Here is a 25,400-nt window from a genome sequence, read left to right as displayed (position 1 = left end):
TCCGCGCGAGGAGTGCCATGCTCAACCTGTCCGTGCTGCTGGAGGACGCCGCCAGGGAGACGCCAGACCGTGACGCCGTCGTCTTCGGCGACATCCGGCTCTCTTACTCGTTCATCGACTCGGTCGCGAACCAGGTCGCGAACCTGCTGCGGGCCCGTGGTGTCCGGCCCGGCGACAAGGTGGCCCTGTCCTGCCCCAACCTCCCGTACTTCCCGATGGTGTACTTCGGGGCGCTGAAGGCGGGCGCGGTGGTCGTCCCGTTGAACGTGCTGCTCAAGCCGCGGGAGATCGGCTACCACCTGGGCGACTCCGACGCGAAGGTGCTGTTCTGTTTCGAGGGGACGCCGGAGCTGCCGCTCGGCGAGATGGGCCACGCCGGTTTCGAGCAGGCCGAGGGCTGCGAGCACTTCGTCCTGCTGCCGGTGAACCCCGCGGCGACGGAGTCTCCGATCGAGGGGGCGGAACTGTTCTGGGCGGCGCTCGGCGCCCAGCCGAACACGTTCGAGACGGTACAAACGGAGCCGAACGACACCGCCGTCATCATCTACACGAGCGGGACGACCGGGCAGCCGAAGGGCGCCGAGCTGACACACCACAACCTGCTGCTGAACGCCATGGTGGACGACACGCTCTTCTACCGGACGCTGCACGACACGATGCTGGCGACACTGCCGCTGTTCCACATCTTCGGGCAGACCTGCGTGATGAACGTGGGGTTCTACCGTCACGCGACGCTCGTCATGCAGACCAGGTTCGAGGCCGAGCAGGCCGTCGAGCTGATGGTCAAGGAGAAGGTGAGCGTCTTCGCGGGCGTCCCGACGATGTACTGGGGGCTCCTGACCCACGCCACCTCCGACGAGGACATCGCGACGATCCGGGAAAATCTGCGGGTCGCGGTGTCGGGCGGCTCGGCGCTGCCGATGGAGGTCCTCAAGGGGATCAAGCAGAAGTTCGACGTGGACGTCCTGGAGGGCTACGGGCTGTCTGAGACGTCGCCGGTGGCGTCGTTCAACCGTCCGGACCGTCCGACCAAGCCCGGTTCGATCGGCCTGCCCGTCTGGGGCGTCGAGATGAAACTGATCGACGAGGAGTGGAAGGAGATCGAGGGCGAGGGGCCCGGCGAGATCGCCATCCGCGGGCACAACATCATGAAGGGCTACCACGGCCGTCCCGACGCGACCGCCGACGCGATCAAGGACGGCTGGTTCCGCACCGGTGATGTGGCCCGCCGCGACGAGGACGGCTACTACTTCATCATCGACCGCTCCAAGGACATGATCATCCGCGGCGGCTACAACGTGTACCCGCGTGAGGTGGAAGAGGTCCTGATGACCCATCCGGACGTGTCGCTGGCCGCGGTCGTGGGCGTCGAACATCCGTCCCTCGGCGAGGAGATCAAGGCGTACGTGATCCGGACACCGGGCGCGACCGTCACCGAGGACGACCTGGTCGCGTGGGGCAAGGAGCAGTTCGCGAGCTACAAGTACCCGCGAATCATCGAGTTCCGGGACGAACTCCCCATGACCGCCACCGGCAAGATCCTCAAACGCGAACTCCGCTGACCGCCACGCCGCCCTCCTCGAAAGGCTCCCCGCACAAGTGTTCCTGCACCGAGCGACGCGGGACGGTCCCCCGCTCCCTGCGCATTTTCCCGCACCGAGCAACGCGGGACGGTCACCCTCCCGCGGTCCCCTGCACCAAGCGACGCACCGATCGCCCTCGCAAGCTCCCCGCACAGGTGCTCTGCACCGAGCGACGCGGGACGGTCCCCCGCTCCCTGCGCATTTTCCCGCACCGAGCAACGCGGGACGGTCACCCTCCCGCGGTCCCCTGCACCAAGCGACGCACCGATCGCCCTCGCAAGCTCCCCGCACAGGTGCTCTGCACCGAGCGACGCGGGACGGTCCCCCGCTCCCTGCGCATTTTCCCGCACCGAGCAACGCGGGACGGTCACCCTCCCGCGGTCCCCTGCACCAAGCGACGCACCGATCGCCCTCGCAAGCTCCCCGCACAGGTGTTCTGCACCGAGCGACGCGGGACGGTCCCCCGCTCCCTGCGCATTTTCCCGCGCTGAGCGACGCGGGGCGGTCACCCTCGCGCGGTCCCCTGCACCGAGCGACGCGCCCGATCGCCCTCGCAAGGCTCCCTGCACGCCTGTTCCTGCACCGAGCGACGCGAGGCGGTCGCCCCTCGCAAAGGCTCCCCGCACAGGTGGTCCCGGCGCTGAGCGGCACGGGCGGGACGGCGCCCCGCCGTGCGGCCCTTCTGCGCGAACGTCCCCTGTGCGGGCTTTCCCTGGGCGGCGCGGGCGGGGCACCGCCCGTGGCGGGTCCGTCGCGGAAGTCCTCTGTGCGTGTGTTCCCTGGGTCCGGTGGGCGGCTCAGAAGGTGTAGGGCAGGCGTTTGATGCCGTTGAGGAAGCTGGACTCCAGGCGATCGGGTTCGCCGGTGGCGCGGATGCCGGGCGTCCGGCGGAACAGTTCACGGAACGCCACGGTGATCTCGCGGCGTGCCAGGTGCGCGCCGAGGCAGAAGTGCGGTCCGGGTCCGCCGAAACCCACGTGCGGGTTCGGGTCGCGGAGGATGTCGAACCGCTCCGGGTCGGTGAAGACGGACTCGTCCCGGTTCGCGGACCAGTAGTAGAGGAGGAGCTTGTCGCCCTCCTTGATCTCGTGCTCGTTGAGCATGGTGTCGCGGGTGGCGGTGCGGCGCATCCAGATCACCGGTGACACGTACCGGACGATCTCCTCGACGGCGCCGGGCATACGGGCCTCGAAGTCGTCCGTGAGCAGGGCGCGCTGGTCGGGGTGGCGGGTGAACAGGTCGAGGCCGTGCGCGATGGCGTTGCGGGTGGTCTCGTTGCCGGCGACGACCAGCAGGATGAAGAAGGACCCGAGTTCCTGGTCGGTCAGCGACTCGCCGTCGATGTTGGCGTTCACGAGCGCGGACGTCAGGTCGTCGGTGGGGTCGGCGCGACGCTGCCGGCCGAGCTCCTCGACCAGGCCCTTGAGGGTCTCGCCCGCGCCGAGCAGCGCCAGGCCCATCTGCTCCGGGTCGTCGGACGGGATGAACTCGCTGTCGTTGCCCGCGAGGATGGTGTTGGTGGAGTCGAACACGGTCTGGTAGTGCTCCGGGGCGATCCCCATCATGTCGCAGATGATCTTTAAGGGCAGCCGGGCGGCGATGTCGGAGACGAAGTCGCCCGTGCCGTCGCCCGCGATGACCCGGTCGATGATCTCGGCGGCCACGGTCTCGACCTGGTCCTGGAACCGCTGGATCATCCGCGGGGAGAACGCCCGGGACACGATCCGTCTGATCTTCGCGTGCCGCGGATCGTCCATGCTGATCATCGAGCCGAAGTACTCGTGCAGGTCGCCGGGCATGTCCCAGATGCTGGTGGCGCCCTTGCCGGAGCAGAAGTCCAGCGGCCGCCGGGACGCCTCCAGGAGGTCGGCGTGCCGGGTCACCGCGTAGTAGCCGGGGCCCTGCGGCACGAAGACGACGTCGGGTTCCTCGAAGAGCACGAGTTCGGGATGTTCGCGCAGTGCCTTGAAGGCCTCGTGCCGGTGGTCGTGCGGGCTCCTCCAGAACTCCCAGTCCGTCAGGTTGATGTCGTCGACCTTCAGCACCGTCCGCGCCCCCTCATCGCTTCACACCCGAGTTCGGTTTACAGGCAGCCTCTCAAAGTAAAGCGGCGTCCGCGCACCGATCACCCGAGTGACGCGCATCACACTACGCACGGTGCGGCCGCGGGGTAGCGTGCGCGACGGACCGAGGAGGCGGCATGGGCGACATCACCACCGGGACGGTCACGGCGAACGGGCTGCGGTTCGGGTTGCTCACGGCGGGTCCCGTGGACGGCCCGCTCGCGCTCCTCCTGCACGGCTTTCCCGATTCGGCGCACACCTGGCGGCATCTCCTGCCTGAGCTGGCGGCCGCCGGTTACCGCGCCATCGCGCCTTTCCTGCGCGGCTACGCGCCGACGGGTGTGCCCGGCGACGGCGACTACCGGGGCGACACCCTCGCCGCCGACGTGGTCGCCCTGCACGAGGCCCTCGGCGGCGGCTCCGACGCCGTCCTCATCGGTCACGACTGGGGCGCCCTCGCCGCGTACGGCGCGGTGGGTCTCGCTTCCGGACGGTGGCGCAGGGCCGTCGCGATGTCCGTGCCGCCGCTTCCCGTGACCGCCGCGACGTTCCTCGACTACGAGCAGGTCAAGCGTTCGTTCTACGTCTTCCTCTTCCAGACCCCGCTCGCCGAGGCGGTCGTCGACCGCGCGTTCGTCGAGGGGCTGTGGCGCGACTGGTCCCCGGCCGGGTCCGGTGACCACACGCTGGACGTGGACCACGCCATGGGCTGCCTCGCCACCCCGGACAACATCGCCGCCGCGATCGGCTACTACCGCGCCATGTTCTCCGTTTCGTTGCGTCCGTCCGAGTCCCCGCCCGGCGGCGCCGGGCAGGTGCCCGTCCTGTATCTGCACGGTTCCGAGGACGGCTGCCTGGGCGCGGACGTGGTGGCGCCGCGCGGTGACCTCGGCGGCGTTCTCGCGGCGCTTCCCACCGGCTCCCGCGCCCACCTGGTGACCGGTGCGGGGCATTTCCTCCAGCTCGACCGTCCCACCGAGGTGAACGGTCACGTCCTGAAGTGGCTGGGGTAGCTCAGGCGCCGAACGGCGGGACCTGCCACGGCTCCAGATCCGGCCGGACGCGGACGAACCGGACGGCGTGTCGCCAGCGTCCCCGTTCGATGGCCGCGTCCGCGCTGATCTCCACGACCGTCTCCGGTTCCGTCCGGACGTAACGGATCGGCGGATGCGACCCGTACACGCCGCCCGCGAGCCCGGCGGGCAGTTCCGCGGGCCACGGATGGTCGGGTCCGGCGTGCTGTAGCAGGTCACCGAGCGCGGCGCGCGCGTCGGGCGGCAGCGGCGTCGTCCGCGCCACGACCCGGAGCCGGCCGTCCTCGTCGTAGCGGCCGAGGATCAGCGACTCGGGGGCCTGCCGTGTCCCGGTGACACCGCCGACGATCGCCTCGGTCGTGACCCGGCGCTTCACCTTCCGCCAGCGGCGGCGTCCCTCCAGGTACGGACCGTCGGCGTCCTTGACGACGAGGCCCTCCACCCCCTGGACGGCGAGGGCGTCGAACCAGACCGTCGCCTCCTCCACCTCGGAGGTCTGCGGTGTGATCACGACCCGGGCGGACGGCCCGGCGTCGCCGAGCAGCGCCTCCAGGACCGCGCGGCGGTCACGCAGCGGGCGAGGCCGCAGGTCCTCGCCCCCGGATTCCAGGACGTCGAACACGACGTAGTGGCACGGTTCCGTCCTCGCGAGTTCGGCCCGGCGGCGTCCGGCGGCGTGGCGGCGTTGCAGCGCGCCGAAGTCGAGGCGTCCGTCTCTCCCCCAGCGGACGATCTCGCCGTCGACGACCGTTCCGGGGGCGAGCCGCTCACGGACGGCGGCCACGATCTCGGGGAACGCGTCGTCCAGGCGGGTCCGGCGCCGGGACGACAGCCGGACGGCACCGCCGTCGTCCACGATCGCGATCGCCCGGAACCCGTCGAACTTCGGCTCGTACCGGCAGCCGCCCGGGCACGACCGCGGCGGCGGGATCCGGTCGATGGCCGTGGCCAGCATCGGCCGCACCGGGGACCGGATGTGCATGCCTCGCGTCCCCCCGAGCTCGACGGTCCTGAGCCTCGCCTACCCCTCCCCACCTGCGCCGATATCCCGGCAGGACGAATGTTGACCCGGGGTTGGGCACCTTTGAGACCCGAAACGCCGACGAGCCGACCGGGCACCCGGTCGGCTCGTCATGGTCCGCGGACCCAACTCTTACAGGGTCACGATCCCCAGTCGGGACGCAGCGGCATGTGGCTCGAACCGTCCGCGTCCAGCTTGACGCCCAGCGTCTGATGGAGCTGGATCCAGTTCTGGTTGAAGCCGAGCACGCAGCCGGCCATGTACACACGCCACACTCGGGCGGTTCCGTCACCGACCTCGGCGACGGCGTCGTCCCACCGCTCGTCGAGGTTCCTGCACCAACCGGTCAACGTGCGGGCGTAGTGCTCGCGCAGATTCTCCTGGTGGCGGATCTCGAACCCGGCGTCGTTCATCTTCATCTGGATGAAACCGGGGCCTTCGAGTTCACCGTCCGGGAATACGTACCGGTTGATGAATCCGTTCTCCTTGCGGGGCGGCGTCAGGTTGTCCGGACGGGTGATGGTGTGGTTCAGCATCCGCCCGCCCGTCTTCAGCTTTCCGTACAGGAAAGAGAAGTAGGACGGCAGGTTCTGCTTGCCGATGTGCTCGGTGAGACCGATGGAGCTGACCGCGTCGAAACCGGACTCGCTCACGTCCCGGTAGTCCAGATGACGGACCTCCGCCAGGTCGGACAGCCCCCGGTCGGCGATCGCCTTCTGCGCCCACTCGGCCTGCTGCTTCGACAGCGTGACGCCGAGCGCCTTGACGCCGTACTCCCGCGCGGCGTGCATCACCATGCCGCCCCAGCCGCAGCCGACGTCCAGCAGCCGCATCCCCGGCTTCAACGCGAGCTTCCTCGCCACCAGATCGTGCTTGTGGAACTGCGCCTCCTCCAGCGTCGCGTCCTCTCGGGGGTAGCACGCGCACGTGTAGGCCATGGAGGGGCCGAGCACCCACTCGTAGAAGGTGTTGGACACGTCGTAGTGGTGCGAGATCGCCTTGGCGTCGCGCCTCTTGGAGTGCCGCAGCCACGACGGGATGCGGCTGAACGGCGCCTCCTGCGGCGGAGGGTCCAGCCGGCGCGTCACCGCGCCGCGCAACAGCGGGTCGCGCAGCACCGAGCGGAGGATCCGCGCCTTGTCGCGCGGTGTCACCTCCCCGAGGATCTGCTGCATCGTGGTCAACGCCGCGATCATGTCGCCATCGATGTCGATCATGCCGCTGACATAGGCGCGTGCCAGGCCGAGCGCCCCCGGCGAGTGCAGCAGGTACGACACCGCGTACGGCGAACGGACGTCGACCCGGATGTCGGCGCCGGGTGACCCCGCCCGGGACCCGTCGTAGGCCGTGAACTCCACTGGCGCCGCAGCCCCGGCGAGCTGCTCGAAGACCCTGGCCAGCGTCATGGTGATCCCTCCTGTCTCTTCACCCGCCCGGGACGGCACAGGTCGCCGCTCCCGCTCGGGCAATCCCCCGTTGCGGCCGCATGGTCAGCGTCCGCGCACGCACTTGTCGTAGAGGTCCAACAGCCGCCCGCCGGGGTCGTAACTCCCCTTGAGCCGCCGGTAGGTCTCCCCGTCGTAGTTCCGCCAGAACTCGTCCCTGCTGTAAAAAGCGGTCGAGTACAGGGACTTGTGGCCGTCAAGGGCCGCGACCTTACGCTCGATGAGCCGGTTGTGGTACTCGGGGATCTGCCCGGGTGGGAGCCGCACCGTCCCCCAGAAGCCCACGTTCACGTACGTCCGTCCCGTCTCCAGCGGGTAGAGCGGCCACCGCTCCTTCGCGCGCAACGGGCACAACCAGACCGGGCTCATGCCGACCTTGTCGTGGAAGAACTCCAGGAACTCCGGCAGCCGTTCGACCGGCACCTCGATGTCCTGGATGACGTCCTCGCGTGGCCGCTGCCCCCGCCACCGGTCCACGCGCGCCACGATGTGGTACCGCCGGTCATAGGTGACGAGCTTGCGGTAGACGTCCGAGCGCTTGTACTTGTCGGGCCACAGCCGCCGGACGGTCGGGTTCTGGACGCCGAACGCGCCCGAGCACCAGAACCAGTCGGTGTCCCAGCGCCACAGGTAGTCGCGGATCGTCAGGAAGTCGACCGACCGCTGCCGGATCGACCGGTAGTAGATCTTCTGACCGGTGTAGTCGGACGTGTAGGGCGCCGAGTCCGCGAAGAAGCCGAGCGTGATGTACTGCTCGTCGGCGCCGAAGACGGTGCCGTCCATGAAGTCGACGGTCTCGCCCTCGAACGTCCCCGACTCGGTGATCTCCCCCATCGTCCGGGACAGCTCCGCCGCGTCCCGGAACCGCAGATGCCGCAGCCGGACGTACGGGCTGACCGCCCTGAGCTCGATCTTCAGCCGGAGCGTGTACCCCAGCGTCCCGTACGAGTTGGGAAAGCCGTAGAAGAGATCGGCGTGCTCGTTGTCGCGCGTGGCGGTGACGATCCGGCCGTCTCCGGTGAGGACCTCCATCTCCAGGACGGCCTCGTGCGGGAGCCCGTCCCGGAACGACGTCGACTCGATCCCGAGCCCCGTGACCGCCCCGCCCAGCGTGATGGTCTTCAACTGCGGGACGACCGTCGGCATGAGGCCGTGGGGCAGCGTCGCGTCCACCAACGCCTCATACGTCGTCATCCCCTGCACCTGCGCCGTCCGCTCGTCCGGGTCGACGCTCAGCACCTTGTCGAACCCGGACACGTCCAGCCCGGGCGCCTCCGAGGGGTCGCGCCACCGGAACAGGTTCGAGGTCCGCTTGGCCAACCGCACCGGCGTCCCCGCCGGAATCGCCTCATAGGAGCGCCGAAGCGCCTCCACCGCGCGCTCGTGACCGCCCTTGATCGCAAGCTCCGTCATCTACCCCTCCCGGACACAGTTAATCGATCATCCCATGGACGGTCCATACGACCCGGACGTTAGGGGAGTCACAGGTAGGAAGGGGAATAAGGCCACAGGCGCATACATCGGTGTCGTTTCATCTCCAGGAGGCGACGCGACCGCAAGAAGCCGGCCACGCTCAACTTTCCCCGATGCCCCACCCGAACAAACCAACCTCCCCCACCCTCCCAACAACCACCCCCGAACACACCGCCCCTAAGAACCCCACCGTGCCACATGGCGCGACTCCCTCGCCCAACACACGAACATCAACCCCCGGCAAGACCATCACACCCACGAACACGACCACCAAAGCCCACAGTGTCACAGGGGCCTGACACCAAAGACGCCCCACGCCCTCACGCACCCACCACAAGCCCCAGCCCGAAACACGCCACGACGAAAGCCCAAGCGCACACACGGACACCCGCCCACGAGACCACCCGCCAGAGCTACACCAGCACCAAAGCGACCCGCCCCCGCAAGGCCACCCGCTCCACCGCTGGAAGCCCCGCAGTGCTCATGGAGGCCGGGTCATGCGACCGCGCCGGCCGGACCTGCAGGGACCTCGCGACAGCCGTCTCTTCGTGAAGCATCCCAACGGGGCCAGAGGACACCGCCGCAGCGCCGGGCTGCGTGTGGGGGGTCAGCGGGAGATACGGCACGCCGCGCAGGCGCCTGCCTCAGCCGCTGATGCCGGGGCCTTGGTCCTTCACCAGGCGCAGGATCCACGGGTAGCGGAACGTGCGGCCTGCCAGGGCGTGGATCGCCGCGATGATCGGCAGGATCCATGTCACCGCGTACAGCAGGCCGCCGACCCCGAACGTGACGATCGTGATCAGCAGCAGCGTCACATGGAGGTTCACGGCCTCCGCCGCCTGCCGCCGGACGTACTCCGACCGTTTGCCGCTGACCAGCATCAGCACCAGCGGCCCGACGAACAGGGTCGGGACCGCTACGGCGTGCGCCGCCGCCGCGAGCATCCGGTCCTCACCCGTCGGCGCCTCGTCGACCGCCCCGAACCGAGGCGCGGGAGCCAGATCTCCGGTGATGGCGGCCAGGTCACTGCGCGTCTTGGCCGTCATCGCGAGTTGCACGCGCATGTCGAACTCGTCGTGCTCCAGCATGCCCTCGGCGTACGCGTCCTGAAGGCGTTCGACGACTCCGTTCCGTTCGGCGTCCGAAACTCTCAGATCCCCCACCGCGTAACTGCTCTTCATGCTTTCCATCCTCGGCGCCGCCGTCGCGCCCGACCATCAGGGAAGACCCTGAGGCTCCCCTGAGTTCCGCCGGACGTACTCCTCCCCGGGCTTGAGGCGCTCGCCGAACAGCTCCGTCACGGTCACGAACACATACCCCTCGGCCGCCAGCCGGTCGATGATCTTCGGGACGGCTCGCACCGTGGTGCGGTGGATGTCGTGCAACAGCACGATGTCACCCGGCTTCACCGCCTTCAGCACCCGGCGCTCGACGTACTCGGAGTCGCGATGGTTCCAGTCCAGCGGGTCCACCGACCACATCACCTGCGCCAGGCCCATCCGCCGCGTGATCCCGGCCAGCCGGTCGGACGTCGACCCGTACGGCGGACGCAGCAGCACGGGCGTCACCCCGGACGCCTGCCGGATCGCGTCCTGTGTCCTCGTCAGTTCCGAGAGCACGTCCTCCTTGGACGCGGCCCCGAGGTCGGCGTGCGTGTAGCTGTGGTCGGCGAGTTCGTGCCCGGCCGCATGCTCACGCCGCACCAGGTCCGGGTGTTTGGCGACGTTCTCCCCGATGAGGAAGAACGTCGCTTTCACTTTGCGGGCGGCGAGGATGTCCAGCAGCTCACTCGTGCTCTCCGCCGGACCGTCATCGAACGTCAACGCCACGCACTTCGCACGAGCGCAGTCCGGGGGCGGCGGCTTCGGCTTCGGAGCGGGTTTCGGCGGAGGCTCCTCACCCCGCGTCGCGGCGAGGAGCTCGACCGGTGCGGGGGTCTGACCCAGCGTGCTCAGCCAACCGCAGATCGCGGCCGCGAGCACCGCGGCGGCCCCCCTCCGGACCAGATTCGGCCCGTCCATCAACACCCCCGCTGCTGATCCCCCTGAGCGGCCAGTCTAGGGCTCGGGCCCCGCGCCGCCGGGGACGCCGCACCTGTGTCGGGAACCCGGGAACGCCGGACCGTCGTTATCGTCTACACCACGACCGACCCCGGAACCGGTCCGGGGCACAGGACGACAGGGCGGGCAATGAGGTTCCGGGACCGATTCGGTATCCGCAAGAACCGCGGATCAACGGTGACGAGGTTCGACCGCGAGGCGACCGATTCCGACATCGAGGCACTGATCGACTTCGCCCGCTCGCGCCGGGGCGTCGAGTTCTTCGTCGAACCGGAGACCTTCGCCACCGACACGACCGCCGTCGCCGTCGCCCACGACGGCGAATGGACCCGCCGCCGCGTCGGCTCCCCCAAGGTCATCGGCAAGGTGGCCCGCGACCTCGGCCTCCCGGTATACGACGTCCAGATCGTCGGTTACCCGCCCCGCATGCGCGACTGGAACGCCCGCAACCCCGGCCGCCGCCTCGACCCCGGCACCCCAGGCCAGGCCGTATCCCCCTGATCATCCCCGCCTCTCCTCCCCCTTCTTCCGAGCTCCCGACAGGCCACCCACCCCGCACCGAGGCCAAACCGCCTAGAACGGCCCGCCCGAAGCCGGTTCACCACTCTTGTGCACCCCTCAGCGGCAATGAGTCACATCAAAGTTGTGGCAGCCCGCCTTTCGGTGGTGGTCGTCGGAGTGAGGCCCACTCGTCGGCGGTCATGCGCAGCGACGTTGTTGGCCTGACGTCGGCGTCTTCAGGTGTGTTCAAGGGGCGCCTTTCGGGGTGGGTGTTGGGGGTGGTGGTCAGTTTGTCGGGGGCGGGGGTGGGTTGTGTTGTGGTGGGGTCAGCATGCTTTTGGGGGGTGGGTGTCGTAGGCGGTGGCCAGTTCGTCGGGGGTCATGCGTAGGCGGAGTTTGGTGGGTGGGATTCCGGCGTTGATGACCTCGCGGAGGATGCGGGCCAGGGAGTAGGTGGGGTCGGTGTCCAGGGCTCGTTCCAGGGCCACGTTGGCCAGGCCGCCGTCGCCTGCGGCGTAGGCGGCGAAGGTGAGAAGGGAGGCCGGGGCCGGGACGTACGGTTCCTCCACTCGGCGCACGATGTCGCGCCAGAAGGCGATGTCGGCTGTCGGGGACTCCTCGTCGATGCGGACCCAGGCCTCGTCGCGGAGGCGCAGGTCGGTGAGGAGGATGCCGAGTCGGGCGACTTCGTCGTCGGTCGGGCGTGTGCCGGTGTGGGCGCGGGCGAGGACGGTGGAGATGAAGGTGACGGCCTCGTGGGTGGTGTCGGGGTGGGTGCGGGCGCGTCTTTCGGCGCGGTCGGTGGCGCGGCGCATGGAGGTGCGGACGGGGCCGTCGAAGGGCTGGACGGAGCGGACGAGTTCGGCGCGGTCGGCGAGGGCCACCTGGCCCGCGAAGGTCGCCTGGGCGGCGACGACGGTGGCGGAGCTGTCGTAGGGGACGCCTTCGGCGGGGCAACAGGCGTCGTCGCAGGTCAGGGACCACCAGCGGCCGTCGGCTACGCGGACGGCCTCGGCGGCGGGCACGTCCGCGGAGGCGAGGGCGGGGCTGAGGGCGGCCACGGACTCGCGGACCTCGTCGTCGGGGCCGTAGCCGAGGAGCAGCGAACGCCGGAACCCGTTGCCGGCGAGGAGCGCCGCGACCCGGTCGGCGGCGTCGGACGCGGGCAGGTCGAGCCGGATGGCGCAGGTGCCGTGGACGGGGTTGTCGAAACCGATCACGACGAGGCTGCGGGACGGATGGAACCCCAACAGGTACGGAACGGCGGCGATGGCGTCTTCTGCGGTGCGGATCACCAGGGGAGTCATGTCTTCGACACTCTCAGTCACGCACCCTGGTCGAACACCAGCTTGCGGATTGTGGATAACTCCGCGCGGGACGCGGGTGTCCGTCGCGGGCTGTAGCGTTGTGCGACGTGCCCGCCCCTGATCTGTTGAGCGACAGCGATACCCGGATTCCCGACATGGCGACGCTGCTCAGCGCGGCCGTGTCCGCGATCGGCGGGGCCGAGCGTCCCGGGCAGGTGACGATGGCGCGGGCGGTGGAGAAGGCGATCACGTCCGGGGAACATGTCGCCGCGCAGGCCGGGACCGGCACCGGCAAGTCGCTGGCGTATCTCGTCCCGGCGATCCGGCACGCGGTGGAGAAGCAGACGACGGTCGTCGTCTCGACGGCGACGATCGCGTTGCAGCGTCAGCTCGTCGACCGTGATCTGCCGCGGCTCGCGGAGGCGCTCGGGCCGCTGCTCGGGACGGAGCTGAAGTTCGCGATCCTCAAGGGCCGCCGCAACTATCTGTGCCTGCACCGGGTGCAGACCGGTGTGCCGGAGGAGGACGAAGGGCCGAGCCTGTTCGATCCGCAGCAGTTGTCCACGCTCGGACGGCAGGTGAAGCGGCTGAACGAGTGGGCCGAGGAGACCAAGACGGGCGACCGTGACGAGCTGGTGCCGGGGGTGAGCGAGCAGGCATGGCGGCAGGTCGCCGTCACCGCCAGGGAGTGTCTGGGCGCGCAGCGCTGCCCGCACGGCACCGTGTGCTTCTCCGAACTGGCTCGGGCGGAGGCGGGTGACGCGCACATCGTGGTCACCAACCACGCGCTGCTCGCGATCGACGCGTTGGAGGAGTTCCAGGTACTCCCGGACCACGACGTGGTGATCGTGGACGAGGCGCACGAGCTCGTCGACCGGGTCACGTCGGTCGCTACCGGTGATCTGAGCGCGGCCGCCGTCGAGATGGCGGCCCGCCGGTGCGGGCGGCTCATCGAGGAGGCCACCGCCGACCGGTTGAAGGAGGCCGCGGAAGGTCTCGGGCTGTTGTTGGAGGATCTGCCCGCCGCTCGCATGGACGTCCTGTCCCCCGCTCTGGGCAACACTCTCGCGGCCGTCCGGGACGCGGCGCACGCGTGCGTCACGGCGCTCGGGCCGGAGAAGAAGGACGCGGACCCGGGGGACATGGCGGCACGGAAGGCGGCCCGGTCGTCGCTGGAGGAGCTGCACGACACGGCCGTGCGGACGTTGGAGGCGTTCCAACCGGCGATGGCCGAACGATTCGACGTGGTGTGGTTGGAGAAGCCGTTCGTCCAGGACGGGCGGCCCAAGCGTCCACCGGCGCTGCACGTCGCGCCGATCGGGGTCGGCGGGCTGCTGCGGACGACGCTGTTCGAGCAGCGCACCGCGGTCCTGACGTCGGCGACGCTGACGCTCGGCGGATCGTTCGAGCCGCTCGCCCGGCAGTGGGGCCTGCCGCCGCTGGACGAGAGCGCCTCCGGGGACGCGAAGGCGGCGGCCGAGGGCCTGGCGCGAACCGCGACGGAGAAGGGCGAAGAGACCAAGGTCGTCTGGTCGGGGCTGGACGTGGGGTCACCGTTCGACCACCCGAAGGCGGGCATCTTGTACGTCGCGCGGCATCTGCCGCAACCGGGACGCGACGGCCTCGCCGACGCGTACCTGACGGAGATCACCGAGCTGATCGAGGCGGCGGGCGGCCGCACCCTCGGCCTGTTCTCGTCGATGCGGGCGGCCCGGCAGGCCGCCGACGAACTCAAGGACCACCTGTCCCATCCGCTGCTGTGCCAGGGCGACGACTCCACGTCCCTGCTGGTCAAACAGTTCGCCGAGGACGAGCGCACGTGCCTGTTCGGCACCCTGTCGCTGTGGCAGGGAGTGGACGTCCCCGGGCCGTCCCTGCAACTCGTCATCATGGACCGCATCCCGTTCCCGCGTCCCGACGACCCGGTGTCGTCCGCGCGGTCGCGAGCGATCGCTGCGCGCGGCGGGAACGGCTTCATGGCGGTCGCCGCGACGCACGCCGCGCTGCTGCTCGCGCAGGGCGCGGGCCGGCTGCTGCGGTCCATGGACGACCGGGGCGTCGTCGCCGTCCTCGACCCGCGGCTCGCCACGGCACGGTACGGCGGCTTCCTCAAGAGCACGCTGCCGCCGTTCTGGGCCACGACCGACCCGGACGTGGTCCGCGGCGCGCTCCGCCGCCTCGACGCTGTATCTTCACAGGACCGGCCCACTCCGCTCGCCTAGCGGCTCGCTGTGTTGATTGCAGGACCGGCCCACTCCGCTCGCCTAGCGGCTCGCCACATGACCGGACCTGAGGCGAACGCGACATCGCTTCGCGAACCGCCCGGCTCCGCCCGCCTTCGGCGTCGCTGCACCGGGCGGGTCACGCGTTCGCGCGCGAGGCCGAGGCCACTGTGTTCACTACAGGACCAGCCCACTCCGCTCGCCTGACGGCTCGCCACATGACCGGACCTGAGGCGAACGCGACATCGCTTCGCGAACCGCCCGGCTCCGCCCGCCTTCGGCGTCGCTGCACCGGGCGGGTCACGCGTTCGCGCGCGAGGCCGAGGCCACTGTGTTCACTACAGGACCAGCCCACTCCGCTCGCCTGACGGCTCGCCACATGACCGGACCTGAGGCGAACGCGACATCGCTTCGCGAACCGCCCGGCTCCGCCCGCCTTCGGCGTCGCTGCACCGGGCGGGTCACGCGTTCGCGCGCGAGGCCGAGGCCACTGTGTTCACTACAGGACCAGCCCACTCCGCTCGCCTGACGGCTCGCCACATGACCGGGGCTGGGCGAACGCGCATCGATTCGCGATCCGCCAGGTTTCGCTTGCCTTCGGCGTCGCTGTGCCGGGCGGGTCACGCGTTCGCGGGCCGGGCTGAGGGCACTTGAAAGAGGCCCTGAAGTGTGTTGGTCATCGGCGGTAGGTGCGGAGGAAATCTCCGATGCGGCCGATGGCGTCTTCGAGGTCGTCGGCGTACTGGAGCGTGACGACACGGAAGTGGTCGGTGGCCGGCCAGTTGAACCCGGTCCCCTGCACGACGAGGAGTTTCTGCTGTTCCAGCAGGTCGAGGGCGAACCGCATGTCGTCCTCGATCGGGTACATCTCGGGGTCGAGGCGCGGGAACACGTACAGCGCTCCCATGGGACGGACGCACGTCACGCCCGGCAGGTCGTTCAGCAGCTTCCAGGCGCGGTCGCGTTGCTCTCCGAGCCGCCCGGTCGGCAGGACGAGGTCGTCGATGCTCTGGTAGCCGCCGAGCGCCGCCTGGATGGCGTGCTGACCGGGGACGTTCGGGCAGAGCCGCATGTTCGCGAGGATGTCGAGGCCCTCGATGTAGGACTCGGCGTGCTCCTTCGGCCCGGACAGCGCGACCCATCCGGCGCGGAACCCGGCGACGCGGTAGTTCTTCGACAGCCCGCCGAACGTCAGGCACAGCAGGTCGGGGGCCAGCGACGCGATGGGGATGTGCTCGGCGTCGTCGTAGAGGATCCGGTCGTAGATCTCGTCCGCGAAGATGATCAGGTTGTGGCGGCGGGCGAGTTCGACGATGCCGGTCAGCACCTCGCGCGGGTAGACGGCGCCGGTCGGGTTGTTCGGGTTGATCAGCACCAGCGCCCGCGTCCGGTCGCCGATCTTCGCCTCGATGTCGTCGAGGCCGGGCGCCCAGTCGGCGGACTCGTCGCACAGGTAGTGGACGGGCGTCCCCCCGCACAGCGACACCGCGGCCGTCCACAGCGGGTAGTCGGGTGCCGGGATCAGCACCTCGTCGCCGTCGTTCAGCAGCGCCTGCAAGGTCATGACGATCAGTTCGGAGACGCCGTTGCCGAGGTAGACGTCCTCGACGTCGACGCCGGTGACGCCGTCGTCCTCCATGCGCTGCACGATGGCGCGGCGGGCGGGCAGGATTCCCTTGGAGTCGCTGTAGCCGTGCGCCTCCGGCAGGTTGCGGATCATGTCCTGGAGGAGCTCGGGCGGGGCCTCGAAGCCGAACGGGGCCGGGTTGCCGATGTGCAGTTTGAGGATGTTGTTGCCCTCGGCCTCCAACTGCTTGGCGCGCTTGAGGACCGGACCGCGGATGTCGTAACAGACACTGGTGAGCTTGCCCGACTGGTTGACCTGCATGGACAACACCATAGCGGCGTGTCCCGTCCCCGCGCCGGTTCGCGCGGCGGGCGCGGGGACGGGAAACGCCGTCACGGCGTGGAGATCGCGGACAGGATCGCCAGCCGCGCCGCGCGCCGGGCGGGACGGATCGCGGCGAGCGCCCCCGCGACCGCGCCGACCAGCGCGACCACCACGAGGGTGACGACGGGTGGCGCGAACGGGTTGCCGAGCGAACCGCCGAGGCCCCAGCCGAGGAACAGGCCGAGTCCGAGCCCGCCGCCCGTGCCGAACACCGCGACGATCACCGACTCCCAGCGGACCATGGACCTGATCTGCGGGCGGGTCGCGCCGACCGCGCGCAGCAGCCCGAGTTCCCGGGTCCGTTCGTGGACGGCCAGCGACAGCGTGTTGGCGATGCCGAGCAGCGCGATGACGATGGCGAGGATCAGCATCCCGTAGACGACGCTGATGAAACCCTGCGCCTCCTCGGTCTGGGCGGTGACGAACTCGTCCGTGGTCTGCACGTCCGGTGCGCCGTACGGTTCGACGAGCGCGGTGAGGGCCCGTTTCGCGTCGGTGACGGACGCGCCGTCCCTGAGGACGACGAACGCGCGCGTGTCGAGCGGCTGGCTGTCGTGCGCGTCCCACACCGTCCGCGGGACGAGGTAGTCGCCGGTCATGTCGGTGTTGTCGTAGACGGCACCGACGGTGAGCCGCTGCGACGTGCCGTCGGCGAACGTCACGGGAACCTGCGAGCCGACGCGCCAGTTCTTGTCGTCGGCGACGCTCGTGGACACGGCGAACGTGCCCGCGTCCGCCATCGCTCCCTTGGTCACGTCGAGGTCGAGGACGCGTCCGAGGGCGGACGGGTCGGCGACGCTCACGGTGGACGCGTCGCCGTCCACCCGCAGGCTGCCGGTTCCGGCGCCCGCGACCCGTTCGACCTGCGGCAGTTTCTCCGCGTCGCGGGCGAGGCCCGTGCTGAACCCGCCGGTCTGGTTGTTCCCGGCGTTGACGACGAGCGGTCCCTTGAACGACCCGGCGACGCTGTTCTCCAGCGACGCGCCGAGCGACCCGATGAACACCGTCATCAACGTGACGACCCCGACGCCGATCATCAGGGCGGTCGCGGCCCCGGCGGTGCGTTTCGGGCTGCGGGACGCGTTGTCACGCGCCAGCGTCCCCGACACGCCACGCGCCCTCGCCGCGGGGCCGCCGATGAGCGCGGCGACGGGACGCGCCACGACCGGGCCGAGCGCGACCATCGCGACGACGCACAGGATCGCGCCCGCACCGGCCATCGCCGGCTGCTCGGTGAGCGCGCCGAACAGGACGGTCCCGGCGGCGACGGCGCCGAGCACGGCACCGACGATGACGCGGGTGTCGCTCGGCCGGGCCGACTCGGCGGCGACCTCGCGCAGCGCGGCCAGCGGCGCCACCCGGGACGCCTTCACCGCGGGCCCGAGCGCCGCGACCAGCGTCACCAGCAACCCGACCGGCACCGCGATCATGAGCGAGGTGGCGGAGACGGTCAGGCCCTCCATGGCGATCCCGATCCGCAACTCCATGAACAGCCACCGCAGCAGCTGCGCGAACCCGAGTCCGCCACCGAGCCCGGCGAGCGTGGCCGCGGCGCCGATGACCAGCGCCTCGAACCCGACGATCGTCATGACCTGGCGGCGGCCGGCGCCGAGGGCGCGCAGCAGCGCCGACTCCCGGGTCCGCTGCGCCATCGTGATCGCGAACGTGTTGTGGATGCTGAACGCGGCGACGAGCAGCGCCACCCCGCCGAACGCGCCGAGGACCGTCCGGAAGACCTGGAGGAACCCGGACTCGATCTTGGACATGCCCTCTTCGACCTGCGCCTCGTTCGTGACGGCCTCGGTCCCGGCGGGCAGGACGGGCTTGATGCGGGCCGCGAGCGCGTCCTGGCCGACGCCGTCCTCCGCCCGGACGGACACGCCGGTGATACGGCCGGACGCCTTCGCGACGTACGTGCGGGCGCCTTCCAGGCTGAACGCCGTGAACGACGTCTCACCGAACGCCTCCTCGTCACCGAACATGCTGATCCCGACGACGGTCACCGGGACCTTCTCCGGCATGAGCACCGCCGTCCGGTCGCCGACCTTCAACTTGCCCTCGTCGGCGAACATCTTGTTGATGACGACCTCGTTCGGCGCGCGGGGCGCACGCCCCTCCGCGAGCCGGTACGGGTTGAGCTTCGGGTCGGTCAGCCAGTTCCCGGCCCGGCGCGGGCCGCGCGACTCGACGATCGTGCCGTCCTTGGCGAGCAGTTGCCCGGACCCTTCGATGACGGGTTCCGCGTTGGCGACACCGTCCACCCGGCGCACCTGGTCGAGGACGGACGCGTCGATCTGACCACGGGACCCCCACGGCTCGTCACTGACGCTCGTCGAGTTACGGACGCTGACGTCCGTCCGGCCGAACGCCTTGGAGTAGTACCCGTCGATACTGCCCGCGAGGGTGTCACCGAGCACGAGCGTTCCCGTCAGGAACGTCACGCCGAGGAATACGGCCAGAAGGGAGCCGACCATCCGGCGTTTGCGTCCCCAGAGTTCCTTGAAGACGAGACCCGTCATCGGTGGTCACCCAGCCCGCGCATCCGGTCCAGCACCCGGTCGGGCGTGGGCGCGTCCATGACGTCGACGATCCGCCCGTCGGCGAGGAACACCACCGAGTCGGCATGGCCCGCCGCGACCGGGTCGTGAGTGACCATCGCGACGGTCTGGCCCAGGTCGTCCACGGCATCGCGGAGCAGCTTCAACACCTCACCGCCGGTGCGGGAGTCGAGGTTGCCGGTCGGCTCGTCCGCGAAGATGATCTGCGGCCGGGTGACGAGCGCGCGGGCCAGCGCGACCCGCTGCTGCTGCCCGCCCGACATCTCCGACGGACGGTGCGACAGCCGCTCCCCCAGCTTCAGGACGCGCACGACCGTGTTCAGCCACTCCGCGTCGGGACTCGTCCCCGCGAGGGTCATCGGCAGGACGATGTTGTCGCGCGCGGTCAGCGTCGGCAGCAGGTTGAACGCCTGGAACACGAACCCGATCCGTTCCCGCCGCAGTTTGGTCAACCGCCGGTCCGACAGCGCGCCGAGCTCCAGGTCGCCGACGTAGACCTTCCCGGACGTCGCGTCCTCCAGCCCCGCCACGCAGTGCATCAGCGTGGACTTCCCCGCGCCGGACGGACCCATGATCGCGGTGAACCGCCCGGCCGGGAGCACGACGCTGACATCGTCGAGCGCGCGCACCGCCATGTCACCGGACCCGTACACCTTGGTGAGCTTGACCGTACGGGCGCCGCCTCTCTCGGTGACCACGCCCGATGTCTCGTTGATCGATCGCCTTGCTTCTGCTGCGTTTCCCATGCCCCGGATCGTCGCGTCACGCATCACCGCCCGTCGTCGGGTCAGAAGAGGCACCCCGCCTGCTCCCCACGAAGCACCGCCACACCTCCGCGTACGCCAACGGCGGTACACCACGAATCCGGACGAGCCGGCACCACCGCGCCGTCGAAGCGACCACTACTACATCCCTGGCGGCGAACATGCCGGGTGGAACCCGCACGGACACCAGCGCGCCGTCGGGCACCGGGCGAGCACCGGCAGCGGTGCGCGGTGCATGATCCGCACCCGTCAGCGGAACTGACGGACCGACAGGCGCGAGGACACCGGCACCAAGCCGGCCAAGCGTCACGAAGCAGGTCGTAGGGACAAGCAGAACTCGTTCCCCTCGGGATCGGCCAGGACGACGTTGTCCGGGTGCCGAGCCTGAACGGTCGCACCGAGAGCGGCCAGCCGTTGGATCTCTGCCTCCGGGTCCACAGCAAGCAGGTCCAAGTGGACGCGGTTCTTCACTCTCTTGGCCTCTGGCACGAGTTGGAACCACAGACGAGGCCCTCCCTCGGGCGGCTCAACGAGCACGGTCGGATCGTCCTCGCTACTGGTGATCCCCAGGGAGCGCAGCCGTGCCAGTTCCTCGTCGTCATACGGTGCGACGGCGTAACCGTCCAGAGCGGCGGCCCAGAAGCGGGCTGTGGCCGCGGGATGAGAGCAGTCGAACACGATGTCACCGAGTCGTGCCATCTGCCCATGATCTACGACGCGCCTGATGATCGTCGCGCCGTGCCGCGCCGCGCGCTGTCAGGCGGGGAGATGCGCCCGGCGAGGCACTGCGCGACGATCGGCCACGTCCCCGGCGGTCCGGCGACCGGACGGTCAGCGGCGCGCGCCGGGCGTGGGAGGCGCCTGACCGGTGTAGGGCGTCAGCGGCAGCGGACGTCCGGTGAGGAACGCGGTGACCGTGGAGCGGTACAGTTCCGGCTGCTCGGCGTCGATGACGTGCCCGGCGTTCGGGACCTGGACGAGCTTCGCGCCGGGGATCGCATCGCGATACTCGCGGGCGATCTCCCAATTCTTGTAGTCGCACTGGCCGCGCAGGATCAGGGTCGGCACGGCGGTGCGGCGCAGCGCGGGCACCGGGTCGGGGATCTTCAGCGCGTCCTCGGCCGTCATCTGGTTGGAGTAGAAGCCCGACCGCGACGCGGGCTCCTCCAGCGGGCGGCCCGGATTGCAGGTCGCGGCCGACCCGACCGATGCCAGCAGCTTGTCGAAGAGCGCGTCGACGTCCTTGTCGGGCAGCAGGGCGTGCGCGGTGCGCGGGTTCACGGCCATGACGAACGACCAGGCGATGAGCTGGGGACGGTTCTCCAACTCGTCCATGGCCTTGCGCTGGGCGGGGGTGAGCCGGTCCCAGATCTCGCCCTCGCCGGACTTCTCCCACCGCTTCGGCCACAGCGCGCCGGGCGAGGTGAGGACGGTGTGCGACACGCGCCCCGGGTGCCTGGAGAGATAGTTGGCGGCGAGCGTCGCGCCCCACGAGCCGCCCGCAAGGATCAACCGGTTCGCTCCGATCTGCGTCCGGATCGCCTCCAGGTCGGCGATCTGCCGGGCGACGGTGTACCCGTTGGGGTCGGCCAGTCGCTGCGACCTGCCGGACCCGAGCTGGTCGTAGGTGTAGACGTCGAAGCCGAGGGTGACGAGCGCGCGGTCCAGGTCGTCCGGTCCGGCGCCTGGGGTGCCGGGGCCGCCGTGCAGCCGGACGACGGGATCCGGCCGCCGCCGCCCCTGCCCCGGCGTGAACGTGTAGGCGATGCGCGACCCGGTCGAGAGCTGCCAGTACCGGGTGTCCTGGGGAGGCAGGGGCATGGAGTCGATGCCGAGCGGGCGGAACACCAGCCAGACGCCCGCGGCCGTCGTGACCACGGCCATCACCGCGGCGACGGCGATCGCGACGAATCCGCGGCGGCGCAGGCGGACGAGCCAGCCGCCGAAGTAGGCGACGCCTCCGGAGACGGCGGCGGCGGCAACGAGCGCGGCCGCCGAGCACCCGTGGAGCGGTATGCCTGCGGCGGCGGCGAGCAGGAACGCGACGATCGCCGCGAACGGGGCGAGCAGCACACCCACGAACAGCAGGGCGCCGCCACCGAACCGGCGCGGCAGCGACGCGGTCATGGAGATCGGTGTCGATGTCATGCCGCGACGCTAGGAACGGAGGCGGGTCGCGGTCGTCCCTCGAGCGGGACGCGGTTCGTCCTCCTGCGGGGGTACGGATTCTCCTCCCACAGGTCGATCCCGCACGTCAGAGACGTTTCGTACGCTGACGACCATGCCGTCCAGCACCGTGCCGCGCCGACCGTGGTCCGCCGACAGGACCGCCGGACGCCGCTGGTCCTGGGTCGCGCTGGACGTGCTCGTCGCGTACGTGTCGGCGACCATCACCATCGGCGAATCCGATGTCACCGCGTCGCCGTTCCACGGCCCGGTCGTCGCGCGGGTCGCCGCCGTGGTGTGGTTCGCCGCGATCGCCGGTCGCCGGTTCGCCCCGGCGACCGCGCTGGGCGCGGCGGCGACGGCGACCGCCGCGATGGCCGTCGCCGACCAGCCGCTCACCAATCTGTCGGCGGCGTCCGCGCTGGCCCTGACGATGGTCGCGCAGACCCGGCCCCGCCCGCGCGCCCTGGCCGTCGCGGCCGTCCCGGTCGCGGTGGCGCTCGCCGCGCTCGCCACCGTGAACACCGAGACCGTTGTGCTCGGCGCGTTTCTGCACGGCGGCGCGCTGCTCGCCGGGGACACGGCCCGGTCCCGCTGGGAGGCGGACATCGCGCTGCGGGCGCACGAGGCCGAACGCGCCGCGGCCGTCCGGCAGCGCGCGCTCGCCGACGAGCGCGACCGGATGTCCCGCGAACTGCACGACGCCGTCGGGCACGCCGTCACCGTCATGGTCACCCACGCCGGAGCGGCCCGGCTGACCCTCGGCGACGACCGCCCGGACGTGCGCCGATCGCTGAGCGGCATCGAGGAGGTCGGGCGCGCGGCCCTCGGCGACCTCGACCGCGTCCTCGGCCTGCTGGACGGCACGGACACCGCGGACCCGTCCGACCTGGCGGACGAGCTACGCAACCTGATCGCCGGTCTTCCGCCCGGACTGCGCACCGAACTGATCATCGAAGGTGGGTTGCCCACGATCGCGGAGCCGGTCACCCGGACGCTGCACCGGATCGTCCAGGAATCGCTCACCAACGTCGTCCGGCACGCCCGCGCCGGAACCGTCCGGATCGTCGTGGCGCCCACCGGTGACGAGATGCGTGTCACGATCACCGACGACGGCGCCGCCACGCCCGGCCCACCGCGCCCCTCCGGCCGCGGCATCGACGGGATGCGGGAACGCGCCACCCGGCTCGGCGGGACGCTGCGCGCGGGCCCCGCCCCGGACGGCGGTTGGCGTGTCGAGGCCACCGTCCCCAGCACCATGCGGGCCGTCACATGATCCGGGTCCTGCTCGCCGACGACGAGGAGCTGATGCGCGCCGGGCTAAGCGTCATGCTGCGCACCCAGCCCGACATCACCGTCGTCGGGGAGGCGTCGGACGGCGCGCAGGCCGTCCGGAGCGTCGTCTCGCTCGCACCGCACGTGGTGCTGATGGACGTGCGAATGCCGATCATGGACGGGGTCGCCGCCACCGCGGAGATCACCGCCCGGCAGCCCGCCTCCCGGGTCCTGGTCCTGACCACGTTCGAGCTGGACGAGTACGTCTTCGCGGCCGTACGCGCGGGAGCCAGCGGTTTCCTGCTGAAACGCACCCCGCCGGAGGCGCTGATCGACGCCGTGCGGACCGTCGCCTCCGGGGAAGGCCTGCTCGGCCCTTCGGTGACCCGGCGGCTGCTGGCCGAGTTCGCGCGCACCTCACCCGCCCCACCGGACACCGAGACACAGCGCCGTCTGGACCGCCTCACCGATCGTGAACACGAGGTCCTGCTGCTGATGGGACGCGGCCTGTCGAACGCCGAGATCTCCGCCCGCCTCTACATCGGTGAGGCGACGACCAAGACGCACGTGAAGCGCGTCCTGGCCAAACTCGACCTACGGGACCGCATCCAGGCGGTCGTCTTCGCCTTCGACAACGCCCTCGTCCACCCCCGCGGCGGACCACCCCCACCTCGCTGAACGACGCCCTGTGGTCGCGGGGTGCACCGATGGCCGGTGTTGAGTGGCACTGGTTGACTGGCGCCCTCTTGGCCTGCATGTTTCCCGACACGTGCATTCGGCCGCATGTGCGAGTCAGTGGCGAAGTAGTTGGAGAAGTTCTCACCGTTCTGTGTCGGCAACGGAACGCACACGGTACTGATCACCGAAACTCCCAACGCTTCGAGTCCTGACTGCAGCAGCGTCCTTAAGGGCGATCAGTGCGGGAAGTGCGTGAGCGGCCGGGCCGCAGTCGACCTCGATGCCACCGATGTCGTGTAGGACGTGGAGTGATGCATCTCGGTCGCGAGAGTTCGGGGGAAGACCGGATGTCGCCTCGATCCCTGATGCGCTGAGAACGGTGACCTAGGTGGGGTCCTCAGCGGCTTCGAGTGTGCGAAGGAGGGAATCCACAGCGGGTAGTTCTTTCTCGCTGAAGACGTGAATGCCTTCGCGTTCCAGGAGTGCGGCGGTGACGCCTTCGCCGGGGATACGGGCGCCCGTGAACGTGCCGTCGTAGATGCGGTGGGTACCGCAGGACGGGCTGCCCTCCTTCAGGATGGCGATGCGGGCATTGGTGCGGCGGGCCGCCGCGAGGGCCTGGCGGGCACCGTGCAGGAATTCGGCGGTCACGTCCCGGCCCGTGGTGGTGTAGATCTGGGCGGAGCCGTCCAGAACGGCATGGCCGTCACCATCGATGATCTCGGCGGGTGGGCGGGGAACAGCGAGCCCGCCGGAGACTTCGGGGCAGAACGGAACGAGACGTCCAGCCCCGCGCCACTGCTCGAACAGGTCGGCGTCCAGCGGCTTGGCCGCTCCGTCATAGCGGACGGGCCGTCCCACCAGGCAGGAGCTGACCAGGATACGTTCCACGTCCTCCAGCCTAGGTCAGCCACAGATACGTGCCACAGCGCTCCACGCCACGCGGACAATACCGTGCGATCCATGGCGCCCCCGCGCCAGACTCCCGAGCGAGCCCTGCTGGTAGCAGCGTGAGCCCAGTTCGACGATGTCGGACGAGGTATCGCCGCTCATCAAGATCACGAGGACAACAGGGTTGACGTTGCGCTGTACGCGACGGGACCTATCGACGCCGTATTCGATGTCCACCATCACGACAGGGCAACACGACGCCAGCCCCTGGGGGACTTTCAAGCCCGAAAACGAGAAAGGGCCCCGCCGAACGGCGGGGCCCTTTCCTACAAAAAATGTCCGGCGGTGTCCTACTCTCCCACACAGTCTCCCATGCAGTACCATCGGCGCTGAAGAGCTTAACTTCCG

The 25,400-nt window shown here is 70.1% G+C and carries 20 protein-coding genes and 1 rRNA gene; 6 read left to right on the top strand and 15 right to left on the bottom strand.

What is annotated here, in order from left to right; genetic code table 11:
* Positions 1–17 precede the first annotated feature (17 nt).
* On the top strand, positions 18–1,562 hold the full coding sequence (locus BZB76_RS28400) for a long-chain-fatty-acid--CoA ligase (RefSeq protein ID WP_121437528.1): 1,545 nt from the start codon (positions 18–20) through the stop codon (positions 1,560–1,562).
* An 818-nt stretch (positions 1,563–2,380) separates the two neighbouring features.
* On the opposite strand, the gene BZB76_RS28395 is transcribed toward BZB76_RS28400, so the two are convergent.
* Complete coding sequence (locus tag BZB76_RS28395; RefSeq protein WP_420534835.1) at positions 2,381–3,625, bottom strand: cytochrome P450; 1,245 nt, start codon at positions 3,623–3,625, stop codon at positions 2,381–2,383.
* Positions 3,626–3,783: 158 nt separating this feature from the next.
* Here BZB76_RS28395 and BZB76_RS28390 point away from each other — a divergent pair, with 158 nt between their 5' ends.
* Positions 3,784–4,659 carry an alpha/beta fold hydrolase gene (locus tag BZB76_RS28390; protein ID WP_121437526.1) on the top strand — a complete coding sequence of 292 codons (876 nt, stop codon included), beginning with the start codon at positions 3,784–3,786 and terminating at the stop codon, positions 4,657–4,659.
* A 1-nt stretch (position 4,660) separates the two neighbouring features.
* Here the strand turns inward: BZB76_RS28390 and BZB76_RS28385 are convergent, their stop codons facing one another.
* The 5 genes from BZB76_RS28385 to BZB76_RS28360 form a co-directional block, all read right to left on the bottom strand.
* The gene (locus BZB76_RS28385; protein ID WP_246007271.1) at positions 4,661–5,662 is read right to left on the bottom strand and encodes an ATP-dependent DNA ligase; all 1,002 of its coding nucleotides are present in this window, start codon (positions 5,660–5,662) and stop codon (positions 4,661–4,663) included.
* Between the two features lie 179 nt (positions 5,663–5,841).
* Positions 5,842–7,107: a class I SAM-dependent methyltransferase gene (locus tag BZB76_RS28380; RefSeq protein ID WP_121437525.1), complete on the bottom strand. Its 1,266-nt coding sequence runs from the start codon at positions 7,105–7,107 to the stop codon at positions 5,842–5,844.
* A gap of 84 nt (positions 7,108–7,191) precedes the next feature.
* Positions 7,192–8,559 carry an FAD-binding oxidoreductase gene (locus BZB76_RS28375; RefSeq protein WP_121437524.1) on the bottom strand — a complete coding sequence of 456 codons (1,368 nt, stop codon included), beginning with the start codon at positions 8,557–8,559 and terminating at the stop codon, positions 7,192–7,194.
* Between the two features lie 704 nt (positions 8,560–9,263).
* Positions 9,264–9,800 (bottom strand): DUF1707 and DUF4870 domain-containing protein, encoded by a 537-nt coding sequence (locus BZB76_RS28365; RefSeq protein ID WP_246007270.1) that lies wholly within the window; start codon positions 9,798–9,800, stop codon positions 9,264–9,266.
* A gap of 36 nt (positions 9,801–9,836) precedes the next feature.
* Positions 9,837–10,640: a polysaccharide deacetylase family protein gene (locus tag BZB76_RS28360; RefSeq protein WP_121437521.1), complete on the bottom strand. Its 804-nt coding sequence runs from the start codon at positions 10,638–10,640 to the stop codon at positions 9,837–9,839.
* A gap of 168 nt (positions 10,641–10,808) precedes the next feature.
* Between BZB76_RS28360 and BZB76_RS28355 the strand changes: the two genes are divergently transcribed.
* Positions 10,809–11,180 (top strand): hypothetical protein, encoded by a 372-nt coding sequence (locus BZB76_RS28355; RefSeq protein ID WP_117403957.1) that lies wholly within the window; start codon positions 10,809–10,811, stop codon positions 11,178–11,180.
* Positions 11,181–11,506: 326 nt separating this feature from the next.
* On the opposite strand, the gene BZB76_RS28350 is transcribed toward BZB76_RS28355, so the two are convergent.
* On the bottom strand, positions 11,507–12,487 hold the full coding sequence (locus BZB76_RS28350) for a DUF4192 domain-containing protein (RefSeq protein ID WP_121437520.1): 981 nt from the start codon (positions 12,485–12,487) through the stop codon (positions 11,507–11,509).
* Between the two features lie 155 nt (positions 12,488–12,642).
* Here BZB76_RS28350 and BZB76_RS28345 point away from each other — a divergent pair, with 155 nt between their 5' ends.
* On the top strand, positions 12,643–14,709 hold the full coding sequence (locus tag BZB76_RS28345) for an ATP-dependent DNA helicase (RefSeq protein WP_281273931.1): 2,067 nt from the start codon (positions 12,643–12,645) through the stop codon (positions 14,707–14,709).
* Positions 14,710–15,385: 676 nt separating this feature from the next.
* Here the strand turns inward: BZB76_RS28345 and BZB76_RS28340 are convergent.
* The 5 genes from BZB76_RS28340 to BZB76_RS28320 all read right to left on the bottom strand — a co-directional run bounded on the left by BZB76_RS28340 (position 15,386) and on the right by BZB76_RS28320 (position 22,130).
* Positions 15,386–16,597 (bottom strand): pyridoxal phosphate-dependent aminotransferase, encoded by a 1,212-nt coding sequence (locus BZB76_RS28340; protein ID WP_121437936.1) that lies wholly within the window; start codon positions 16,595–16,597, stop codon positions 15,386–15,388.
* A gap of 71 nt (positions 16,598–16,668) precedes the next feature.
* Entirely contained in the window at positions 16,669–19,179 is a 2,511-nt protein-coding gene (locus BZB76_RS28335; protein WP_121437518.1) for an ABC transporter permease, read from the bottom strand.
* On the bottom strand, positions 19,176–19,916 hold the full coding sequence (locus tag BZB76_RS28330; protein ID WP_246007269.1) for an ABC transporter ATP-binding protein: 741 nt from the start codon (positions 19,914–19,916) through the stop codon (positions 19,176–19,178). The genes BZB76_RS28335 and BZB76_RS28330 overlap by 4 nt, the downstream gene beginning before the upstream one ends.
* Positions 19,917–20,288: 372 nt before the next feature.
* Complete coding sequence (locus tag BZB76_RS28325) at positions 20,289–20,681, bottom strand: VOC family protein (protein WP_121437517.1); 393 nt, start codon at positions 20,679–20,681, stop codon at positions 20,289–20,291.
* 132 nt (positions 20,682–20,813) lie between these two features.
* Positions 20,814–22,130 carry an alpha/beta fold hydrolase gene (locus BZB76_RS28320; protein ID WP_121437516.1) on the bottom strand — a complete coding sequence of 439 codons (1,317 nt, stop codon included), beginning with the start codon at positions 22,128–22,130 and terminating at the stop codon, positions 20,814–20,816.
* A 133-nt stretch (positions 22,131–22,263) separates the two neighbouring features.
* Between BZB76_RS28320 and BZB76_RS28315 the strand changes: the two genes are divergently transcribed.
* Together BZB76_RS28315 and BZB76_RS28310 are read left to right on the top strand one after the other, a co-directional pair.
* The gene (locus tag BZB76_RS28315) at positions 22,264–23,424 is read left to right on the top strand and encodes a sensor histidine kinase (protein WP_121437515.1); all 1,161 of its coding nucleotides are present in this window, start codon (positions 22,264–22,266) and stop codon (positions 23,422–23,424) included.
* Positions 23,421–24,101, top strand: a complete 681-nt coding sequence (locus BZB76_RS28310; RefSeq protein ID WP_121437514.1) for a response regulator — start codon at positions 23,421–23,423, stop codon at positions 24,099–24,101. The genes BZB76_RS28315 and BZB76_RS28310 overlap by 4 nt, the downstream gene beginning before the upstream one ends.
* Before the next feature lie 384 nt (positions 24,102–24,485).
* Here BZB76_RS28310 and BZB76_RS28305 read toward each other — a convergent pair whose 3' ends face one another.
* The 3 genes from BZB76_RS28305 to rrf form a co-directional block, all read right to left on the bottom strand.
* Positions 24,486–24,992 carry a 2-thiouracil desulfurase family protein gene (locus BZB76_RS28305; protein WP_121437513.1) on the bottom strand — a complete coding sequence of 169 codons (507 nt, stop codon included), beginning with the start codon at positions 24,990–24,992 and terminating at the stop codon, positions 24,486–24,488.
* 15 nt (positions 24,993–25,007) lie between these two features.
* Entirely contained in the window at positions 25,008–25,232 is a 225-nt protein-coding gene (locus BZB76_RS28300; RefSeq protein ID WP_147449584.1) for a hypothetical protein, read from the bottom strand.
* 97 nt (positions 25,233–25,329) lie between these two features.
* A 5S ribosomal RNA gene (gene rrf / locus BZB76_RS36850) occupies positions 25,330–25,400 on the bottom strand; the annotation flags it as partial.

The sequence above is a fragment of the Actinomadura pelletieri DSM 43383 genome (genome assembly GCF_003634705.1).
In the GTDB taxonomy this organism is placed as follows: Bacteria; Actinomycetota; Actinomycetes; order Streptosporangiales; family Streptosporangiaceae; genus Spirillospora; species Spirillospora pelletieri.
This window is presented reverse-complemented; position numbering and strand designations above follow the sequence as displayed.